Below are 12,955 nucleotides of genomic sequence, written 5' to 3' on the forward strand. Positions count from 1 at the left end.
GCTAACCCCGCCACGGGGCACTGCCGGGAAATGAAAAGGACCGCCGAAACGCGAAAGTTCCGGCAGTCCCGTTCCTTATTCCGAGCGGTTGACGAGATTCGAACTCGCGACATCCACCTTGGCAAGGTGGTGCTCTACCAGCTGAGCTACAACCGCATGCTTGCTGCCGGGCCTGAAGTGCTTCAGGGCTCCAGCGCATAAAAACGCCCCTGCCTCAACAGGGGCCTTCAAATGCGTGGGCGATACTGGGATCGAACCAGTGACCTCTTCCGTGTCAGGGAAGCGCGCTACCGCTGCGCCAATCGCCCAAGGCCGCACCCCAAGCGGGGTGGGCCGAGGCTGAACAAAACTGCCGAAACCCTCAGGTTCCGGCAGATGCGTCCAAACATGCGAGCGGTTGACGAGATTCGAACTCGCGACATCCACCTTGGCAAGGTGGTGCTCTACCAGCTGAGCTACAACCGCATTTTACTGCTGAACAACACTATCTGATTTCTCAGAAACAACCAACCGAAGTTGATTCGTGGGCGATACTGGGATCGAACCAGTGACCTCTTCCGTGTCAGGGAAGCGCGCTACCGCTGCGCCAATCGCCCAATGCATCCCGCTGAACTATACAGCAAAATACCTTTGATTCAGCCAAATGGAGGTGGGAACGGGATTCGAACCCGTGTGCACGGATTTGCAGTCCGTTGCCTCGCCTCTCGGCCACCCCACCATGCAAACTGAATGGTGTAAAGCGAGCGGTTGACGAGATTCGAACTCGCGACATCCACCTTGGCAAGGTGGTGCTCTACCAGCTGAGCTACAACCGCATTAGCAATCATTTTCTCCCGTTTGCGTCTCGCATTCGGTAGTCCGTGTTGCTGCGGTGAAAACATTACCCGAGCAGTTTCCCAAACACCAAATCGAGGGCCCGCCGCTGGCAGTGCAGGCGAGGGCAACCCGCCCGATTCCCCGGGTTTGTGCGGAAGTTGGCCCCATCACTCGAATTACAAGCATGTGATTCAGGGGCCGGATAGGCCCGTTTTTGGGCTTCCAGGGCCAAAATGGGCCTTGAGGCGCTCGTCACACCCAATCTTTGGTGCACGACGCCGGACGGCCGGCTCCTGCAAAGGGGCGGCACCCTATTGCGGTGCGCGCCACCCGCCACGGTAGCGGCTGCCCGGCGCCGGACGGGCCTGCCTGCCGAACGACACAGGGCCGCCGGCCACCATAATCAGGCACTCGAACACGGGCGATTATGCACTCGCGAAACTTTGGGCTATTGTTTTTTACGCACCGAGCAGCACGCATGGTCCGCCCGCGGACCGAGCATGCGGATTGGGCGATTGGCGCAGTGGTAGCGCGTTCCGTTCACACCGGAGAGGTCACTGGTTCGAACCCAGTATCGCCCACCAAGGGAAAAGTCCCTCCGACCAGCACAAACGCTGGTCGGAGGGGCTTTTTCGTGTCGCAATTCAGCTCGCAAAATCGGCACAGTGCATCAAACGTGCATCATCCCCCATCCTCATCCCCCCGCCCTCCGCCACGCACTCGGCCACTCCCCCAACCCCCTCGCAGCAATGGCAGCTTATTGCTGAGCCCCCTCGCAATTCAGCCCCATCCCTCGCAGGCCTGCTCAGTGCCCGGACGGCACCCGGCTCCGCCTTGGCAGGGTGCCGGGTGCCCGCCGTCGCCCTTGTCAAGGCAGTCCACCTGTTACGGACCGATCCAATGTCCCGGCACTTTCTTGTACGCCACAGACGACTTGGCGTTGACATTGTGAGTCATGGCACTAGGCTGGAAAAAGTTGGGGCGCCAATGGCCCCAGGAGCGAAGGGAGGTGCCTGTTGTCTATTTTTGACGATTTGAAGGGCAAGGCTGAAGGACTCATCAAGGGCAATGAAGAGGCCATCAAGGATGGCATCGAAAAGGCCGGCGACGTTGTCGACAGCAAGACCGGTGACAAGTTCAAGGGCCAGGTTGACCAGGTCCAGCAGGCTGCCAGCGATTTTGTGGATGGCGCCAACAAGTAGTCCCCACCCCTTCGCCCTATAAATGGCGTCAAGAAAGGCGCCGGTCCGCTCGAGAGAGCGCACCGGCGCTTTTTCGCTTTAATGCCGTCGGGTTCAGCCCACTGGGGCGGGCACAGCCGATTCCTGGGCCTCTCGGGCCAGGGCTGTCAGGCGGGAGACTGCACGGAAGTACTTCTTCTGGTACCCGCCCGTCATCATTTCCGGGGTGAACAGCTGGTCCAGGGGAACGCCGCTGGCAAGGATCGGAACATCCTTGTCATACAGCCGGTCGGCCAGCACCACGAAGCGCAGGGCCACGGACTGCTCCGTAATGGTGTGGACATTGCGCCACACGACCGCGTCGATTCCCTCCAGCATCTGGCGGTAGCGGGACGGGTGGACGCCGGTCAGGTGGTCCATGAGGATGCCAAAGTCGTCCACGGCAACGCCCTTGCCGGCAAAGTCCCGGCGCATGCGGGCGTCAAGGTCGCTGTTGGGCACCGGTTCCGGCGGCGTGGGCAGCCCGCGGTGGCGGAAATCCTCGCCGTCGATGTGCAGGATCTCAAACTGGTCCGCCAGGACCTGGATCTCACGCTGGAAGTCAACAGCAGCAAAGCGCCCATCACCCAGTGCACCGGGCAGGGTGTTGGAGGTCGCCGCCAACTTGACACCGGCGTCGGCCAATTCACGCATGAGCCGAGACATCAGCACGGTGTCTCCGGGGTCGTCCAGTTCAAATTCGTCGATGCAGACCAGCTTGTAGCTGCTGAGCGCCTCCACGGTCTTGCGGAACGACAATGCGCCCACCAGGTTCGTGTATTCGACGAAGGTGCCGATCGCCTTGGGCCCCTCCGCCTCGTGCCACAGGGATGAGAGCAGGTGGGTCTTGCCCACACCAAAGCCGCCGTCGAGGTAGATGCCGGCCGGCTTGCCACCGTTGGCCTTGGACTTGCCATTCGCCTTGCCCGCAGGCTTGGCGCCGTTGGCTTTCGCCTTCCCGCCAAACAACCGGCGAAGGCCGCCGGCAGGCTTTCCGCCGGTGCGGGCCGCGAAGCCTTGAAGCAGGTCCACCGCTTCTGACTGGGTGGGCTGTGCCGGATCCGGGCGGTAGGTGCCAAAGGAGACCTCGCCAAATCGGGGCGACGGGACAAAGCCCGCCAACAGTTCCTCCACCGAAACGGCCGGCTTGCGGGTGGAAAGTTGCTCAACGTGTACCAAGAAAAATTGTCCGATCCTGAAGGCTGTTCATCGGGCCGGGCGCATACGGCACCGGGCCCACGGATACAAGAATACCCACCGCATATTGCGTTAAGTTAACGCCGGGGAAGTAAACGGCACCCCAACTCGTTAGTCTGATAGACAGGAAAAGCGCCTGCACCCATCATTCGTGGCGGCGCCGCTTTCCGCACCTCACGGCAATGGAACGGCCCCAGACTGAGCTGGGGAGGCACCCGCCTGAGAAGTTTACGAGAAGGGGCATCATGCCTGTTGCAGTTGAAACAAATGAAAAGTTCGCCGCCTACGCACACCCGGAGCGCCTGGTTTCCACCGAATGGCTTGCCGAGGCAATCGCCAACGGCGCCACGAAGGACGGCAACCTCGTGGTGGTCGAGTCCGACGAGGACGTGCTGCTGTACGAAACCGGCCACATCCCCGGCGCCGTCAAGATTGACTGGCACACGGACCTGAACGACGACGTCACCCGGGACTACATCGACGGCGCGGCTTTTGCGCTGCTCGCCCAGGCGAAGGGCATCTCCCGTGACAGCACCGTTGTCGTGTACGGCGACAAGTCCAACTGGTGGGCCGCCTACGCACTCTGGGTCTTCACCCTGTTCGGCCACGAGGACGTCCGCCTGCTGGACGGCGGCCGCGACAAGTGGATCGCCGAGGGCCGCGAGCTGACCACCGAACGCACCGTCACCACCCCCTCCGCAGGCTACCCGGTTGTGGAGCGCAACGATGCCCCCATACGCGCCTACAAGGAAGACGTGCTGGCCCACCTGGGCAAGCCGCTCATCGACGTCCGCTCCACCGAGGAATACACGGGCGAGCGCACGCACATGCCGGCATACCCGCAGGAAGGCACGCTCCGCGGCGGGCACATCCCCACCGCAGCCTCCATCCCGTGGGCCCGTGCCGCTGCAGAGGACGGCAGCTACAAGTCCCGCGCCGAGCTTGAGGCGCTCTACCTCGACGAAGCCGGCCTTGTCCCCGGCGACGACGTCGTGGCCTACTGCCGCATCGGCGAGCGTTCCAGCCACACCTGGTTCGCCCTGAAGTACCTGCTGGGCTTCGAGACGGTCCGCAACTACGACGGCTCCTGGACCGAGTGGGGCAACGCCGTGCGCGTTCCCATCGCGGTAGGCGCCGAGCGCGGCGAACTGCCCTCCGCCAACTAGTCGCACCAGGCTGCCGGGCCGTTCGCGGCCCGGCAGCCTTTGGCCGCACCCACTGGTTTCACACTCTTAAGAAAAGAATCGTACGCTTTAGTTGATGACTACTTCACAAGCACTCCCGCAAGCACTGGCCGAGATCGTCAACGATTTCAAGGAACTCGAGGAAGCCGACCGGCTCACGCTGCTGCTCGAATTCTCGCGCGGCCTGCCGCCGCTGCCGGAGCGCCTGAGCAACCACCCCGAACTGCTGGAGCAGGTGGTGGAGTGCCAGTCGCCGCTGTTCCTGACGGTTGAGTCGGAAAAGACGGACGACGGCGACATCATCCGCTTGTTCTTCCAGGCACCCCCCGAGGCGCCCACCACGCGCGGCTTCGCGGCGGTTCTCTTTGAGGGCCTGGACGGCCTGACTGCTGAGGAAATCCTCGCCGTGCCCGACGACATGCCCGAGCAGCTCGGCCTGACCCGCGCCATCTCCCCTCTCCGCATGCGCGGCATGTCCGCCATGCTGGGCCGGGTCAAGCGCAAGATCGCCAACGGCGTGCGCCCCTCCGCCTAGCCTGGCCATGGCAAGGAAATCCGCGGCGGGGGCCGGAACCCCCGCCACAGTTGAACTGACCAAGGCCGGCATTGCCTTCACCGGGCACGCCTATGAGCACGACCCCGCCGCCACGAGCTACGGCATGGAGGCGGCGACCGTTTTGGGCCTGGATCCGGCCCGCGTGTTCAAGACACTTGTGGCCGATGTCGGGGGAACCCTGGCCGTGGCGATCGTCCCGGTCAGCGGCACCCTTGACTTGAAGGCGCTGGCGCACGCGCTGGGCCAGAAAAAGGCCGCCATGGCCGACCCTGCCCTGGCCCAGCGCCGCACCGGCTACGTCCTGGGCGGCATCTCCCCCATCGGCCAGCGCCAGCACTCCCCCACCGTGCTGGACCATTCAGCCCTGGCCCACGAGACCATCTTCGTCTCTGGCGGACGCAGGGGATTCGACATTGAGCTCTCCCCCGCAGACCTCATCGCCGTCACGAAGGCGTCAACCGCCCCCATCGGCCACCAGGCCTGACGCGCCCCCGCCTCCGGCGCCGGCCAGTACCGCCCAGCACCACCCGGCACCGGCGCCGGCCAATCCCGCCGCCTTCCAACCCGGGCGTCCAATCCCGGCATCCAATCCTGACGCCATCGCACCATTAGCTGGTTTTTCCCCGACCCCGTCGCACCAATGGCTTGTTGCTTGACGAATGCTGTCGCACCTTCCGGCACACCGGGTCCGCAGTGTTGACCAGCTGGCCGGCCACTCGCATCCCCCATTTTCCGGCAGCTTTCAGGGCCGCTAAGTCAAGGGTTGTCCGGTTCGCTGCAGTTCAGTTGGGAGGGGAACACGTCGTTGATTCTGACCATGATGGGCGGACGGGCGCGCTCCCTGCATCGGATGTGGCGTGCCTGCTCCCCGGTTTCTCGAATCGGGTCCTGTCAGAGGAAGGCAATGGTTCCGGCAGTTCCGTCCACTGCGATTTGGGCGCCGTTGCCGATGAGGGAAGTCGCATGGGCAACTCCGAGCACGGCGGGAATCCCGTATTCGCGGGCAACGATCGCAGCGTGTGAGAGCGCCCCGCCGGTCTCTGTGACAACCCCCGCGGCCACGGTGAACAGCGGCGTCCAGGCCGGGTCGGTGTAGGGGCAGACCAGGATGTCGCCACGGCGGACAGTTGCAAATGCGGAGGGGCCGCGCACAATCCGTGCGGTCGCGGCGGCTGTTCCATGGGAACCGGGTGTGCCCGTCAGCACCCCGGCAGGACCGGACGGTCCAGGTACCCTCCTGGCAGGAAGTTCCGCCGTAATGGGGCGTGCCTGCAAGATCCACAACTTGCCGTCCGCGACAGCCCATTCCACGTCCTGCGGCCCGCCAAGGGTCCCCGCTATCTGCCCACCCAGGCCAGCCAGCGCCGCGACCACCCCGTCATCCAAGGTGCGTGCTGTTTGCTGCTGTGCAGCGACGGCGCTGCCAACAACACCGCTGAGCCCGTGGGCCAGGTCGATTCGGGCCAGTTTGCTTCCCACCAAGCAGTCAATGGTTCCGTCTGCCGCTGCCTCGTAGGCGTCCGGGGTGACGATTCCGCCCACCACTGACAGCCCCAGTCCCCAGGACGCCTCGATCCTGGTGGGTTCGCCCGGCCGCTGCGGCGTGAACATGACGCCGGAGACCTCCGCCTCAACCACTCGCTGGACCAGCACCGCCATGCCCGCGGCACCATGCGGGTTGCCGGAACTCGTTCGACGGCGGTAGTCACCAACGCGTGCGGCGCCGGCTGACATCCTGCAGGAGGCTATGGCGTGGCATACCTCGGCGGTTCCACGAACACCGATTACGGTTTCGTACTGGCCGGCCGCCGAGGCGGCAACGCCGTCCTCATCCGACGCTGACGACCGGACTGCCACGACGGGGTCACCCAGCCGTGCCAGTGCACCGGCGACCGCTACCTGCAAGGAGGCACCGCCGTCGGACGTGGCCAACGGAGCTGGGTTGGGCACCACGAACCCGTCAGGCACTGGAAATCCCCCTCGAAGCAGCACCGCCAGTGCACCCGCCTTGCCCCCTGAGGTGGCCGGGTCGGCATCGCAAAGCCTCGACAGCACCACAAAACCTTTCAATGAAATGTTGACAACATTATGTTGATGCTAGCAGGATGGGCGGCATGGAAAGCACGCAGGGGCCCGACCCGACCGGCAATATCGACCACACGCAGGCCCGCCGTGAGCGCGAAGCCCGCGACCGGATTCTCGACCGGGGGGCAAAGGACCTGGCGCCTCGCCCGTGGCGGCCGGCGCCGGTTCCACCCTCAGCGCTCGACTTGACGCAATTTGCCCTGTGGCGTTCATCCGAGCCCGACCCCGGTGAACTGCTCGATGCGCTGTCACTGCTGCCGGCAGCGAGGGCGGAAGTCGACGGCGTTGAGGCCGGGCTGCTCTTCGCGGCCCGCAATGAGGGGCTGACCTGGGCGCAAATCGCCGAGGCGATGGGCTTTCGCTCCCCGCAGGCGTGCCAACAGTACGTGAACCGGCTCAGTGCCAGGCAGGCCAAGTGACCACGGCACACCCTTCCACACAGGAATTGTTGGTGCTGCACGCCGTATGCCTTCTGGGATTCGCGGACAGCAGGGCCGTTGCCGAACGTGCCGGGACCAGCCATGGCACGGCCGTGCAGGTGCTGGGGCGCGCGGAACGTGCCGGGTGGATTCAGCACTTCACCTTCGCCGACCTGGCCGGCTGGTCACTGACAGACCCAGGCAAGTCCGAGAACGAACGCCAACTGGCAGCAGAACGCGGGACCGTCGACCGGGAAAACACGATTCCAGCGATCTACGGCGGATTTCTCCCGCTCAATGCCCGCCTGCTGCGTGCCGTCACCGACTGGCAGATCAAACCAACGGGCGCGGACCGGTTCGGCACCAACAACCACGACGACCCGGAATGGGACCGTGGCATCCTTGACGAACTGTCTGCACTAGGCAGTGAACTGGCACCACTGGCCGGGCGCCTGTCCGCCTTGCTGATGCGCTTCGACGGCTACGTGGCCCGTTACGAATCTGCTCTGGAAAAGGGAAGGAACGGTCAGCACAACTGGATCGACACGACCACTGTGGATTCCTGCCACCGGGTGTGGTTCCAACTCCACGAAGACCTCATCGCCACGCTGGGCATCAGCCGCCACGAGGAAGCCTAGAGTTCCTGGCCCGGGACTGCCGGCTGCCGTCGCCGTCCCGGCCGTCATGGCTGCGACAGGGCTCATTAAAATCCAGCCAATGGTGCGACAGGGACTGGGGAAAAGCAACCAATGCTGCGATGGCGTCGAGAGGCGGAGGCGGCAGGCAGTTCTGCGTCAGTGGCGGGGCAGGCCGTGCCGCCCCAGCCGGGGGCGCAGCCATGCTTCCACCTCTTCTTCCCAGCGCTCGGAATCCACGTTCCACTCCTTGGTATGCCGGGCCTTGCTGAACGGTTCGAAGGTAACCATTTCCGGGTTGCGGCGCGCCAGTTCAGCGGTGGGCTCGTACGGAACAAAGTCATCGTCGATGCTGTGCAGGATCAGGGTGGGGGTGCGCAGTTCAATCGCGCGGCTGACCCAATCCATGGCCTTGAAGTCCACGGGCGCGGCCAGCCCCGTGATGCGCCGCCCCATCGGATGGCTGAGCATCAGCTCCCCGTACTTGCCCACATAGTTGGGGATCCGGTTGAGCTGCGCCTGGTGCGCCAGGACATCAACCCAGTTGATGACCGGCGCGTCCAGCACCAGCGCCAGCACGTGCTTCCTGTTGCGGGCGAGGTCGGCAACCTGCAGGCTGATCGCCCCGCCCATGGAGTAGCCAAACAGCACCACGTCCTTCGCACCGTGGGCGATGGCGTAGTCGATCGCCACCTCGATGTCGGCCCACTCGGTGACCCCCAGCCCATACCTGCCGTCGGGCGCTGCGGGGGCATCGCCGTCGTTCCTGTAAGAGACCAGCAGCGCGTTCATGCCGAGCCGGTGGGCGGTGGGGACAGCCCGCAGGCCCTCGTTGCGGCGGGCGCCGCGGCCGTGGACCATGATGGCCCAGGTGGATCCGGCGTTCAGCGCCGGCAGGAACCAGCTGGGGCCGGGGCCGCCGGGCAGCGCCAGCTCCACTTCGGAAAATTCCAGGCCCATCTGTGCAGGGTCGGCGTAGGGGTTGCCCGACCACCAGCCGGAGGTGGCCTGGCGCAGGTCCCCGCCGTGGACGGAGATTACCTCGCGGGTGACGCTGCCCTCCCGGGGCACATACGAGGTGATGCGGCCGATGACGGCATTGGCGGTGCTGTCGTTGAAGTACAGTCCGTAGCGGCCGTCGATGACCGTGTCCGCGGTGGCCTCCAGGACTACGTGGAGTGAGGGTCCGTCGGGGATGACAGCAAGGATGGCGACGTCGTCGGCCCGGTGCTTCTCCGGGGTCACCACGCGCCGGGCAAAAAATGCGGCGAGCCCTGAGGTGGCGGTCAGGACAACCGCTGCCCCTCCCCCTGCCGCGGCGGCGCCCAGGGCACCCCATTTGAGCCATGAACGCGACTGCTGATCCGTGGAAGCCATGCTCCCATTCTGCCCATGGCGTGCGGCCGAGTCGAGCGGCTCACCGCGGCCTGCGTAACTTTCTTCGCGAATCCGCGGGCGCCGGCCGGATTTCTGGTTGTGAGCGCCTAAACTGAACCCATGACCGAGTCGATCATTATCCTGACCGAAGAACCCTTGACCGCCCTCGACGTGGAGAACGTCACCGATCTTTACGGGCCCGACGACGATGTTGAGCTGGTGCTGCTGGTGCCCAACGACACCAAGCGGAACTTGTTTGTCGATGTCATCGACCAGCTGACCATGCTGGATATTCCGGGCGCGCTGAAGGAATTTGCACCCCAGCCGGACGCCAAGACCCGCGAGCACGCCGCCCAGGAAGTGCTGGCCTCCTCGCTGGCGGCCCTTGCTGCCGGCGGCGCCAAGGCCACCGGTGAAGTTGCCGAGGGCGACGCCGTTGCTTCCCTGGTTGCCAAAGTCACCGAAACGGGTGCCCGGCAGGCAGTGGTCATCACCCGCCCGCACGCGGTTGCGGACACGTTCCGCCAGGACTGGGCCAACCAGGCACAGCGCAAGCTGGGGCTGCCGGTTCTGCACCTGTACTCCGATTCGGGATTTATTGGCGACTCCTAAGCGTTATGCAGTCATGAGCACTTCTGACTACTCCCCGACCGTGACCAAGACCGATGAGCAGTGGCGGGAGGAACTGAGCCCCGCCGAGTACCAGGTGCTGCGGCAGGCCGGGACCGAACGTCCCTTCACCGGCGAGTATTGGGACTCCATGCAGGAAGGCGTGTACGCCTGCCGGGCGTGCGGGGCCGAGTTGTTCACCTCCAAGGAAAAGTTCTCCTCACACTGCGGCTGGCCGTCGTTCTTTGCCCCGCTGGCGGAGGGCACCGTGCGCTACCTGCACGACAACTCCCTGGGCATGGAGCGCATCGAGGTGCGCTGCACGGCCTGCGACTCGCACCTGGGCCACCTGTTCAAGGGTGAAGGCTATGAGACTCCCACGGACGAGCGCTTCTGCATCAACTCGGTGTCCCTGAGACTCAAGGACGCCTGAGCGGCGGCCCATCGCCACAACCCCGCCCGGCACCTGCATACCAATCCGGCCTGGCACAGGCCCCACCGCCCCTGCGCACCGGCAAGGGCACCCGGCGCTGTCGTGAGAAACGCGGAAACAGCCCCTGAGCATGAGAATTTCTTATGCTCAGGGGCTTTTCTGATTAGTTTTGTTGTTCCATTGCTACGCTCGGAAAAAAGGGCCCCGGGCCAGAGCAGCAGCAAGGAAGCGACCTCCATGAACCTCACCATTGAAAACGCCGGCACGGCCGGAACCGTCGACACCACTGCCCTGGCCGCCAGCCCCGCCTGGCTGTCGCTCAAGGCTGCCGCCACAGGGCTGCAGGGCCTGCAGGCCAAGGACGGCTCCGTCCCGGATCCGGCGGACCACCCCGCCGCCGCAGCCCTGGTGCGCTCCATCACGGAGTCCGTCGCGGAACTGGCCCCGCACTTCCCCCACGACGCCCGCTACCTGGAGCTGCTGGTCGCAGACTTCACGAAGTGGGTGGATTCGGGCCTGGCCATCCCCGACTTCCTTGACTCGCTGCTGGCGTTCAACCCGCAGGAACACCGAACCAACGGGCTGGGCCACCTGGTGGTCTTCCCCATGTACACCCAGAACGGCTCCACCTCCCGCTTCGTGGAGGCGGTCCTGGTCGAGGTGATCTGGCCCGAATTCATTGGTGAGCTGGAGGCCGGCAACTACTCCAACAAGCTCTTCGTCCCGCTGCGCTTCATTGACTTCACTCCCGGCTACGACACCAACTCCGCCGTGCTCTTCCCGGAAAGCGTCTCCGTCCGCGAAACCCCCACCTTCACGTGGGGCGCCATCTTCCAGGACCGGGAGGCCGCCCGCTTCCGCCGCGTGGTCCGGGAGGCCGCACAGGTGACGCGCCTCGAGCTGCCGGGCGACGCCGTCGAACTTCTGGACAACCAGGAACTGACACAGGAAACGTTCGTCATGTGGGACCTCATCCACGACCGCACGCACATGCGCGGGGACCTGCCCTTTGACCCGTTCATGATCAAGCAGCGCATGCCGTACTTCCTGTACTCCCTGGAGGAGCTGCGCTGCGACCTGACCGCGTACCGCGAATCCGTGGCAGTGGAGAAGGACGAGAAGGCGTCCTCCGAGGCCCGCCGGCACGCCAAGCTGGTCCAGTACGCCGTCATATTTGACCGGATCTTCCGTTTTGCCATCACGGGCTCGCGCGTGCGCAACTACGACGGCCTGGGCGGGCAGCTGCTGTTTGCCTGGCTGCACCAGCATCACGTGCTGCACTGGACCGACACCAAGCTGACCATCGACTGGGCGGAGGTGCCGGATGTGGTGATAGCGCTGGGCCACGAGATCGAGGAGCTGTACTGGCGCTCGATCGACCGGCCCAAGCTGGCCCACTGGCTTGCCGCGTATGAACTGGTGTCCGGCACGCTGACGCCCAATCCGGCGTCCACCTGGGCGAAGGGCCCGGACGCGCTGCCGCTCACCGCCCCGCTGCGCGAGATCACCGACCAGGTCATGGACGACGAGTTCCCGCTCTCCATGTTCTACGAGGCCTTGAGCAAGAAAATGCGGGGCACCATTGAATCCACGGCGGGCATCACCGGTGCCAGCGCCGCATAAGTGGGTACTGTGGAAAGCATGAACAGTCCCTTGGTATTGATCGCCGGCGGCAGCAGTGCCGCCGGCGTTGCCGTGGCCGGCGCCCTTTTGGGTGCCGGCATGCGTGTGCTCACTGTGGGGTCCGACGCCGGACGCATCAGTGCCGCGGCCGGCCTCACCCCCGGCGCCGTCCCCCTCGTGTGCAATTTGGCCGACCCCGAGGACGTGGCCGAGCTGGCCGCCGACATCAAGGAAGGCTACGGCCCCGTTGACGGACTGATCCACCTGGTGGGCGGCTGGCGCGGCGGTGCCGGGATTGCCGGGCAGTCCGATTCCGACTGGGACTTCCTGCACCACACCGTGCTGGCCACCCTGCGCAACACGAGCAAGGCGTTTTACGACGACCTGGCCGCCTCACCCGCGGGGCGGCTGGCCATCGTCTCCTCCACCACCGTCACGCACCCCGGCCCCGGGGATGCCAACTACGCCTCCATCAAGGCCGCCGCGGAGACCTGGGTGCAGGCCGTTGCCGCCGGCTTTGCCGGCGGGCCGGGCACCGGTTCCGACGCAACCAGCGCCGGCGGGCAGGCCGCGGCACCCAACGCAGGCGCCGCCGTCGTGCTGGTGGTGAAGGCGCTCGTGGACGATGCCATGCGCGCCCGCTCCCCCGAAAGGCGCTTCCCCGGGTTCACCGACGTCAGCGTGCTGGGGCAGGCGGTGGCGGGCCTCTTTGACACCCCCGCGGCGCAGCTCAACGGCGCACGCCTGATCCTTGACACCGTCGCCTGACATATTTTCGTTCCACACACCATCCGAGAAAGA

Annotated in this window: 13 protein-coding genes and 7 tRNA genes; 11 read left to right on the plus strand and 9 right to left on the minus strand. The window is 65.2% G+C overall.

Annotated elements, in window-relative coordinates; translation table 11 throughout:
• Nucleotides 1–83 precede the first annotated feature (83 nt).
• The 6 genes from JOF48_RS18380 to JOF48_RS18405 all read right to left on the minus strand — a co-directional run bounded on the left by JOF48_RS18380 (nucleotide 84) and on the right by JOF48_RS18405 (nucleotide 815).
• A tRNA-Gly gene (locus JOF48_RS18380) sits at nucleotides 84–156 on the minus strand.
• A gap of 80 nt (nucleotides 157–236) precedes the next feature.
• A tRNA-Val gene (locus JOF48_RS18385) sits at nucleotides 237–308 on the minus strand.
• 84 nt (nucleotides 309–392) lie between these two features.
• Nucleotides 393–465, minus strand: a tRNA-Gly gene (locus JOF48_RS18390).
• 59 nt (nucleotides 466–524) lie between these two features.
• Nucleotides 525–596, minus strand: a tRNA-Val gene (locus tag JOF48_RS18395).
• A 48-nt stretch (nucleotides 597–644) separates the two neighbouring features.
• Nucleotides 645–718 (minus strand) — tRNA-Cys (locus tag JOF48_RS18400).
• Nucleotides 719–742: 24 nt separating this feature from the next.
• Nucleotides 743–815 (minus strand) — tRNA-Gly (locus JOF48_RS18405).
• 510 nt (nucleotides 816–1,325) lie between these two features.
• On the opposite strand from JOF48_RS18405, the gene JOF48_RS18410 reads away from it, so the two are divergent.
• Nucleotides 1,326–1,400: transfer RNA gene (locus JOF48_RS18410), tRNA-Val, on the plus strand.
• A gap of 432 nt (nucleotides 1,401–1,832) precedes the next feature.
• Nucleotides 1,833–2,018 (plus strand): antitoxin, encoded by a 186-nt coding sequence (locus JOF48_RS18415; protein ID WP_209683404.1) that lies wholly within the window; start codon nucleotides 1,833–1,835, stop codon nucleotides 2,016–2,018.
• A 93-nt stretch (nucleotides 2,019–2,111) separates the two neighbouring features.
• On the opposite strand, the gene zapE is transcribed toward JOF48_RS18415, so the two are convergent.
• Nucleotides 2,112–3,215, minus strand: a complete 1,104-nt coding sequence (gene zapE / locus JOF48_RS18420; protein ID WP_209683407.1) for a cell division protein ZapE — start codon at nucleotides 3,213–3,215, stop codon at nucleotides 2,112–2,114.
• A 263-nt stretch (nucleotides 3,216–3,478) separates the two neighbouring features.
• Here zapE and JOF48_RS18425 point away from each other — a divergent pair, with 263 nt between their 5' ends.
• The 3 genes from JOF48_RS18425 (at nucleotide 3,479) to ybaK (ending at nucleotide 5,457) form a co-directional block, all read left to right on the plus strand.
• Complete coding sequence (locus JOF48_RS18425; protein ID WP_209683409.1) at nucleotides 3,479–4,399, plus strand: sulfurtransferase; 921 nt, start codon at nucleotides 3,479–3,481, stop codon at nucleotides 4,397–4,399.
• A gap of 94 nt (nucleotides 4,400–4,493) precedes the next feature.
• Nucleotides 4,494–4,952 carry a SufE family protein gene (locus JOF48_RS18430; RefSeq protein WP_209683411.1) on the plus strand — a complete coding sequence of 153 codons (459 nt, stop codon included), beginning with the start codon at nucleotides 4,494–4,496 and terminating at the stop codon, nucleotides 4,950–4,952.
• Nucleotides 4,953–4,959: 7 nt separating this feature from the next.
• On the plus strand, nucleotides 4,960–5,457 hold the full coding sequence (gene ybaK, locus JOF48_RS18435; RefSeq protein ID WP_209683413.1) for a Cys-tRNA(Pro) deacylase: 498 nt from the start codon (nucleotides 4,960–4,962) through the stop codon (nucleotides 5,455–5,457).
• A 407-nt stretch (nucleotides 5,458–5,864) separates the two neighbouring features.
• Here the strand turns inward: ybaK and JOF48_RS18440 are convergent, their stop codons facing one another.
• On the minus strand, nucleotides 5,865–6,941 hold the full coding sequence (locus tag JOF48_RS18440) for a PEP/pyruvate-binding domain-containing protein (protein WP_342591300.1): 1,077 nt from the start codon (nucleotides 6,939–6,941) through the stop codon (nucleotides 5,865–5,867).
• Between the two features lie 146 nt (nucleotides 6,942–7,087).
• On the opposite strand from JOF48_RS18440, the gene JOF48_RS18445 reads away from it, so the two are divergent.
• Together JOF48_RS18445 and JOF48_RS18450 are read left to right on the plus strand one after the other, a co-directional pair.
• On the plus strand, nucleotides 7,088–7,477 hold the full coding sequence (locus tag JOF48_RS18445) for an RNA polymerase sigma factor sigma-70 region 4 domain-containing protein (RefSeq protein WP_209683417.1): 390 nt from the start codon (nucleotides 7,088–7,090) through the stop codon (nucleotides 7,475–7,477).
• Nucleotides 7,474–8,115 (plus strand): transcriptional regulator, encoded by a 642-nt coding sequence (locus JOF48_RS18450; protein ID WP_209683426.1) that lies wholly within the window; start codon nucleotides 7,474–7,476, stop codon nucleotides 8,113–8,115. Before JOF48_RS18445 ends, JOF48_RS18450 begins: the two co-directional genes overlap by 4 nt.
• Nucleotides 8,116–8,271: 156 nt before the next feature.
• Here JOF48_RS18450 and JOF48_RS18455 read toward each other — a convergent pair whose 3' ends face one another.
• Nucleotides 8,272–9,489, minus strand: a complete 1,218-nt coding sequence (locus tag JOF48_RS18455; RefSeq protein ID WP_209683430.1) for an alpha/beta hydrolase family protein — start codon at nucleotides 9,487–9,489, stop codon at nucleotides 8,272–8,274.
• Between the two features lie 120 nt (nucleotides 9,490–9,609).
• Here JOF48_RS18455 and JOF48_RS18460 point away from each other — a divergent pair, with 120 nt between their 5' ends.
• From JOF48_RS18460 to JOF48_RS18475, 4 genes are all read left to right on the plus strand, one after another.
• On the plus strand, nucleotides 9,610–10,101 hold the full coding sequence (locus JOF48_RS18460) for a hypothetical protein (RefSeq protein WP_209683432.1): 492 nt from the start codon (nucleotides 9,610–9,612) through the stop codon (nucleotides 10,099–10,101).
• 13 nt (nucleotides 10,102–10,114) lie between these two features.
• The gene (gene msrB / locus JOF48_RS18465) at nucleotides 10,115–10,531 is read left to right on the plus strand and encodes a peptide-methionine (R)-S-oxide reductase MsrB (RefSeq protein WP_209683435.1); all 417 of its coding nucleotides are present in this window, start codon (nucleotides 10,115–10,117) and stop codon (nucleotides 10,529–10,531) included.
• Nucleotides 10,532–10,768: 237 nt separating this feature from the next.
• On the plus strand, nucleotides 10,769–12,154 hold the full coding sequence (locus JOF48_RS18470; RefSeq protein WP_245346605.1) for a DUF6421 family protein: 1,386 nt from the start codon (nucleotides 10,769–10,771) through the stop codon (nucleotides 12,152–12,154).
• Between the two features lie 18 nt (nucleotides 12,155–12,172).
• Complete coding sequence (locus tag JOF48_RS18475) at nucleotides 12,173–12,922, plus strand: SDR family oxidoreductase (RefSeq protein WP_209683438.1); 750 nt, start codon at nucleotides 12,173–12,175, stop codon at nucleotides 12,920–12,922.
• The last annotated feature ends 33 nt before the right edge of the window (nucleotides 12,923–12,955 follow it).

This window comes from Arthrobacter stackebrandtii, from assembly GCF_017876675.1.
In the GTDB taxonomy this organism is placed as follows: Bacteria; Actinomycetota; Actinomycetes; order Actinomycetales; family Micrococcaceae; genus Specibacter; species Specibacter stackebrandtii.

What these genes read in the sequence shown, in the direction of transcription:
- JOF48_RS18425 (WP_209683409.1), top strand. Translation starts at nt 3,479, where the DNA reads ATGCCTGTTGCAGTTGAAACAAATGAAAAGTTCGCCGCCTACGCACAC.
- JOF48_RS18430 (WP_209683411.1), top strand. Translation starts at nt 4,494, where the DNA reads ATGACTACTTCACAAGCACTCCCGCAAGCACTGGCCGAGATCGTCAAC.
- ybaK (WP_209683413.1), top strand. Translation starts at nt 4,960, where the DNA reads ATGGCAAGGAAATCCGCGGCGGGGGCCGGAACCCCCGCCACAGTTGAA.
- JOF48_RS18445 (WP_209683417.1), top strand. Translation starts at nt 7,088, where the DNA reads ATGGAAAGCACGCAGGGGCCCGACCCGACCGGCAATATCGACCACACG.
- JOF48_RS18455 (WP_209683430.1), bottom strand. Translation starts at nt 9,489, where the DNA reads ATGGCTTCCACGGATCAGCAGTCGCGTTCATGGCTCAAATGGGGTGCC.
- JOF48_RS18460 (WP_209683432.1), top strand. Translation starts at nt 9,610, where the DNA reads ATGACCGAGTCGATCATTATCCTGACCGAAGAACCCTTGACCGCCCTC.
- msrB (WP_209683435.1), top strand. Translation starts at nt 10,115, where the DNA reads ATGAGCACTTCTGACTACTCCCCGACCGTGACCAAGACCGATGAGCAG.
- JOF48_RS18470 (WP_245346605.1), top strand. Translation starts at nt 10,769, where the DNA reads ATGAACCTCACCATTGAAAACGCCGGCACGGCCGGAACCGTCGACACC.
- JOF48_RS18475 (WP_209683438.1), top strand. Translation starts at nt 12,173, where the DNA reads ATGAACAGTCCCTTGGTATTGATCGCCGGCGGCAGCAGTGCCGCCGGC.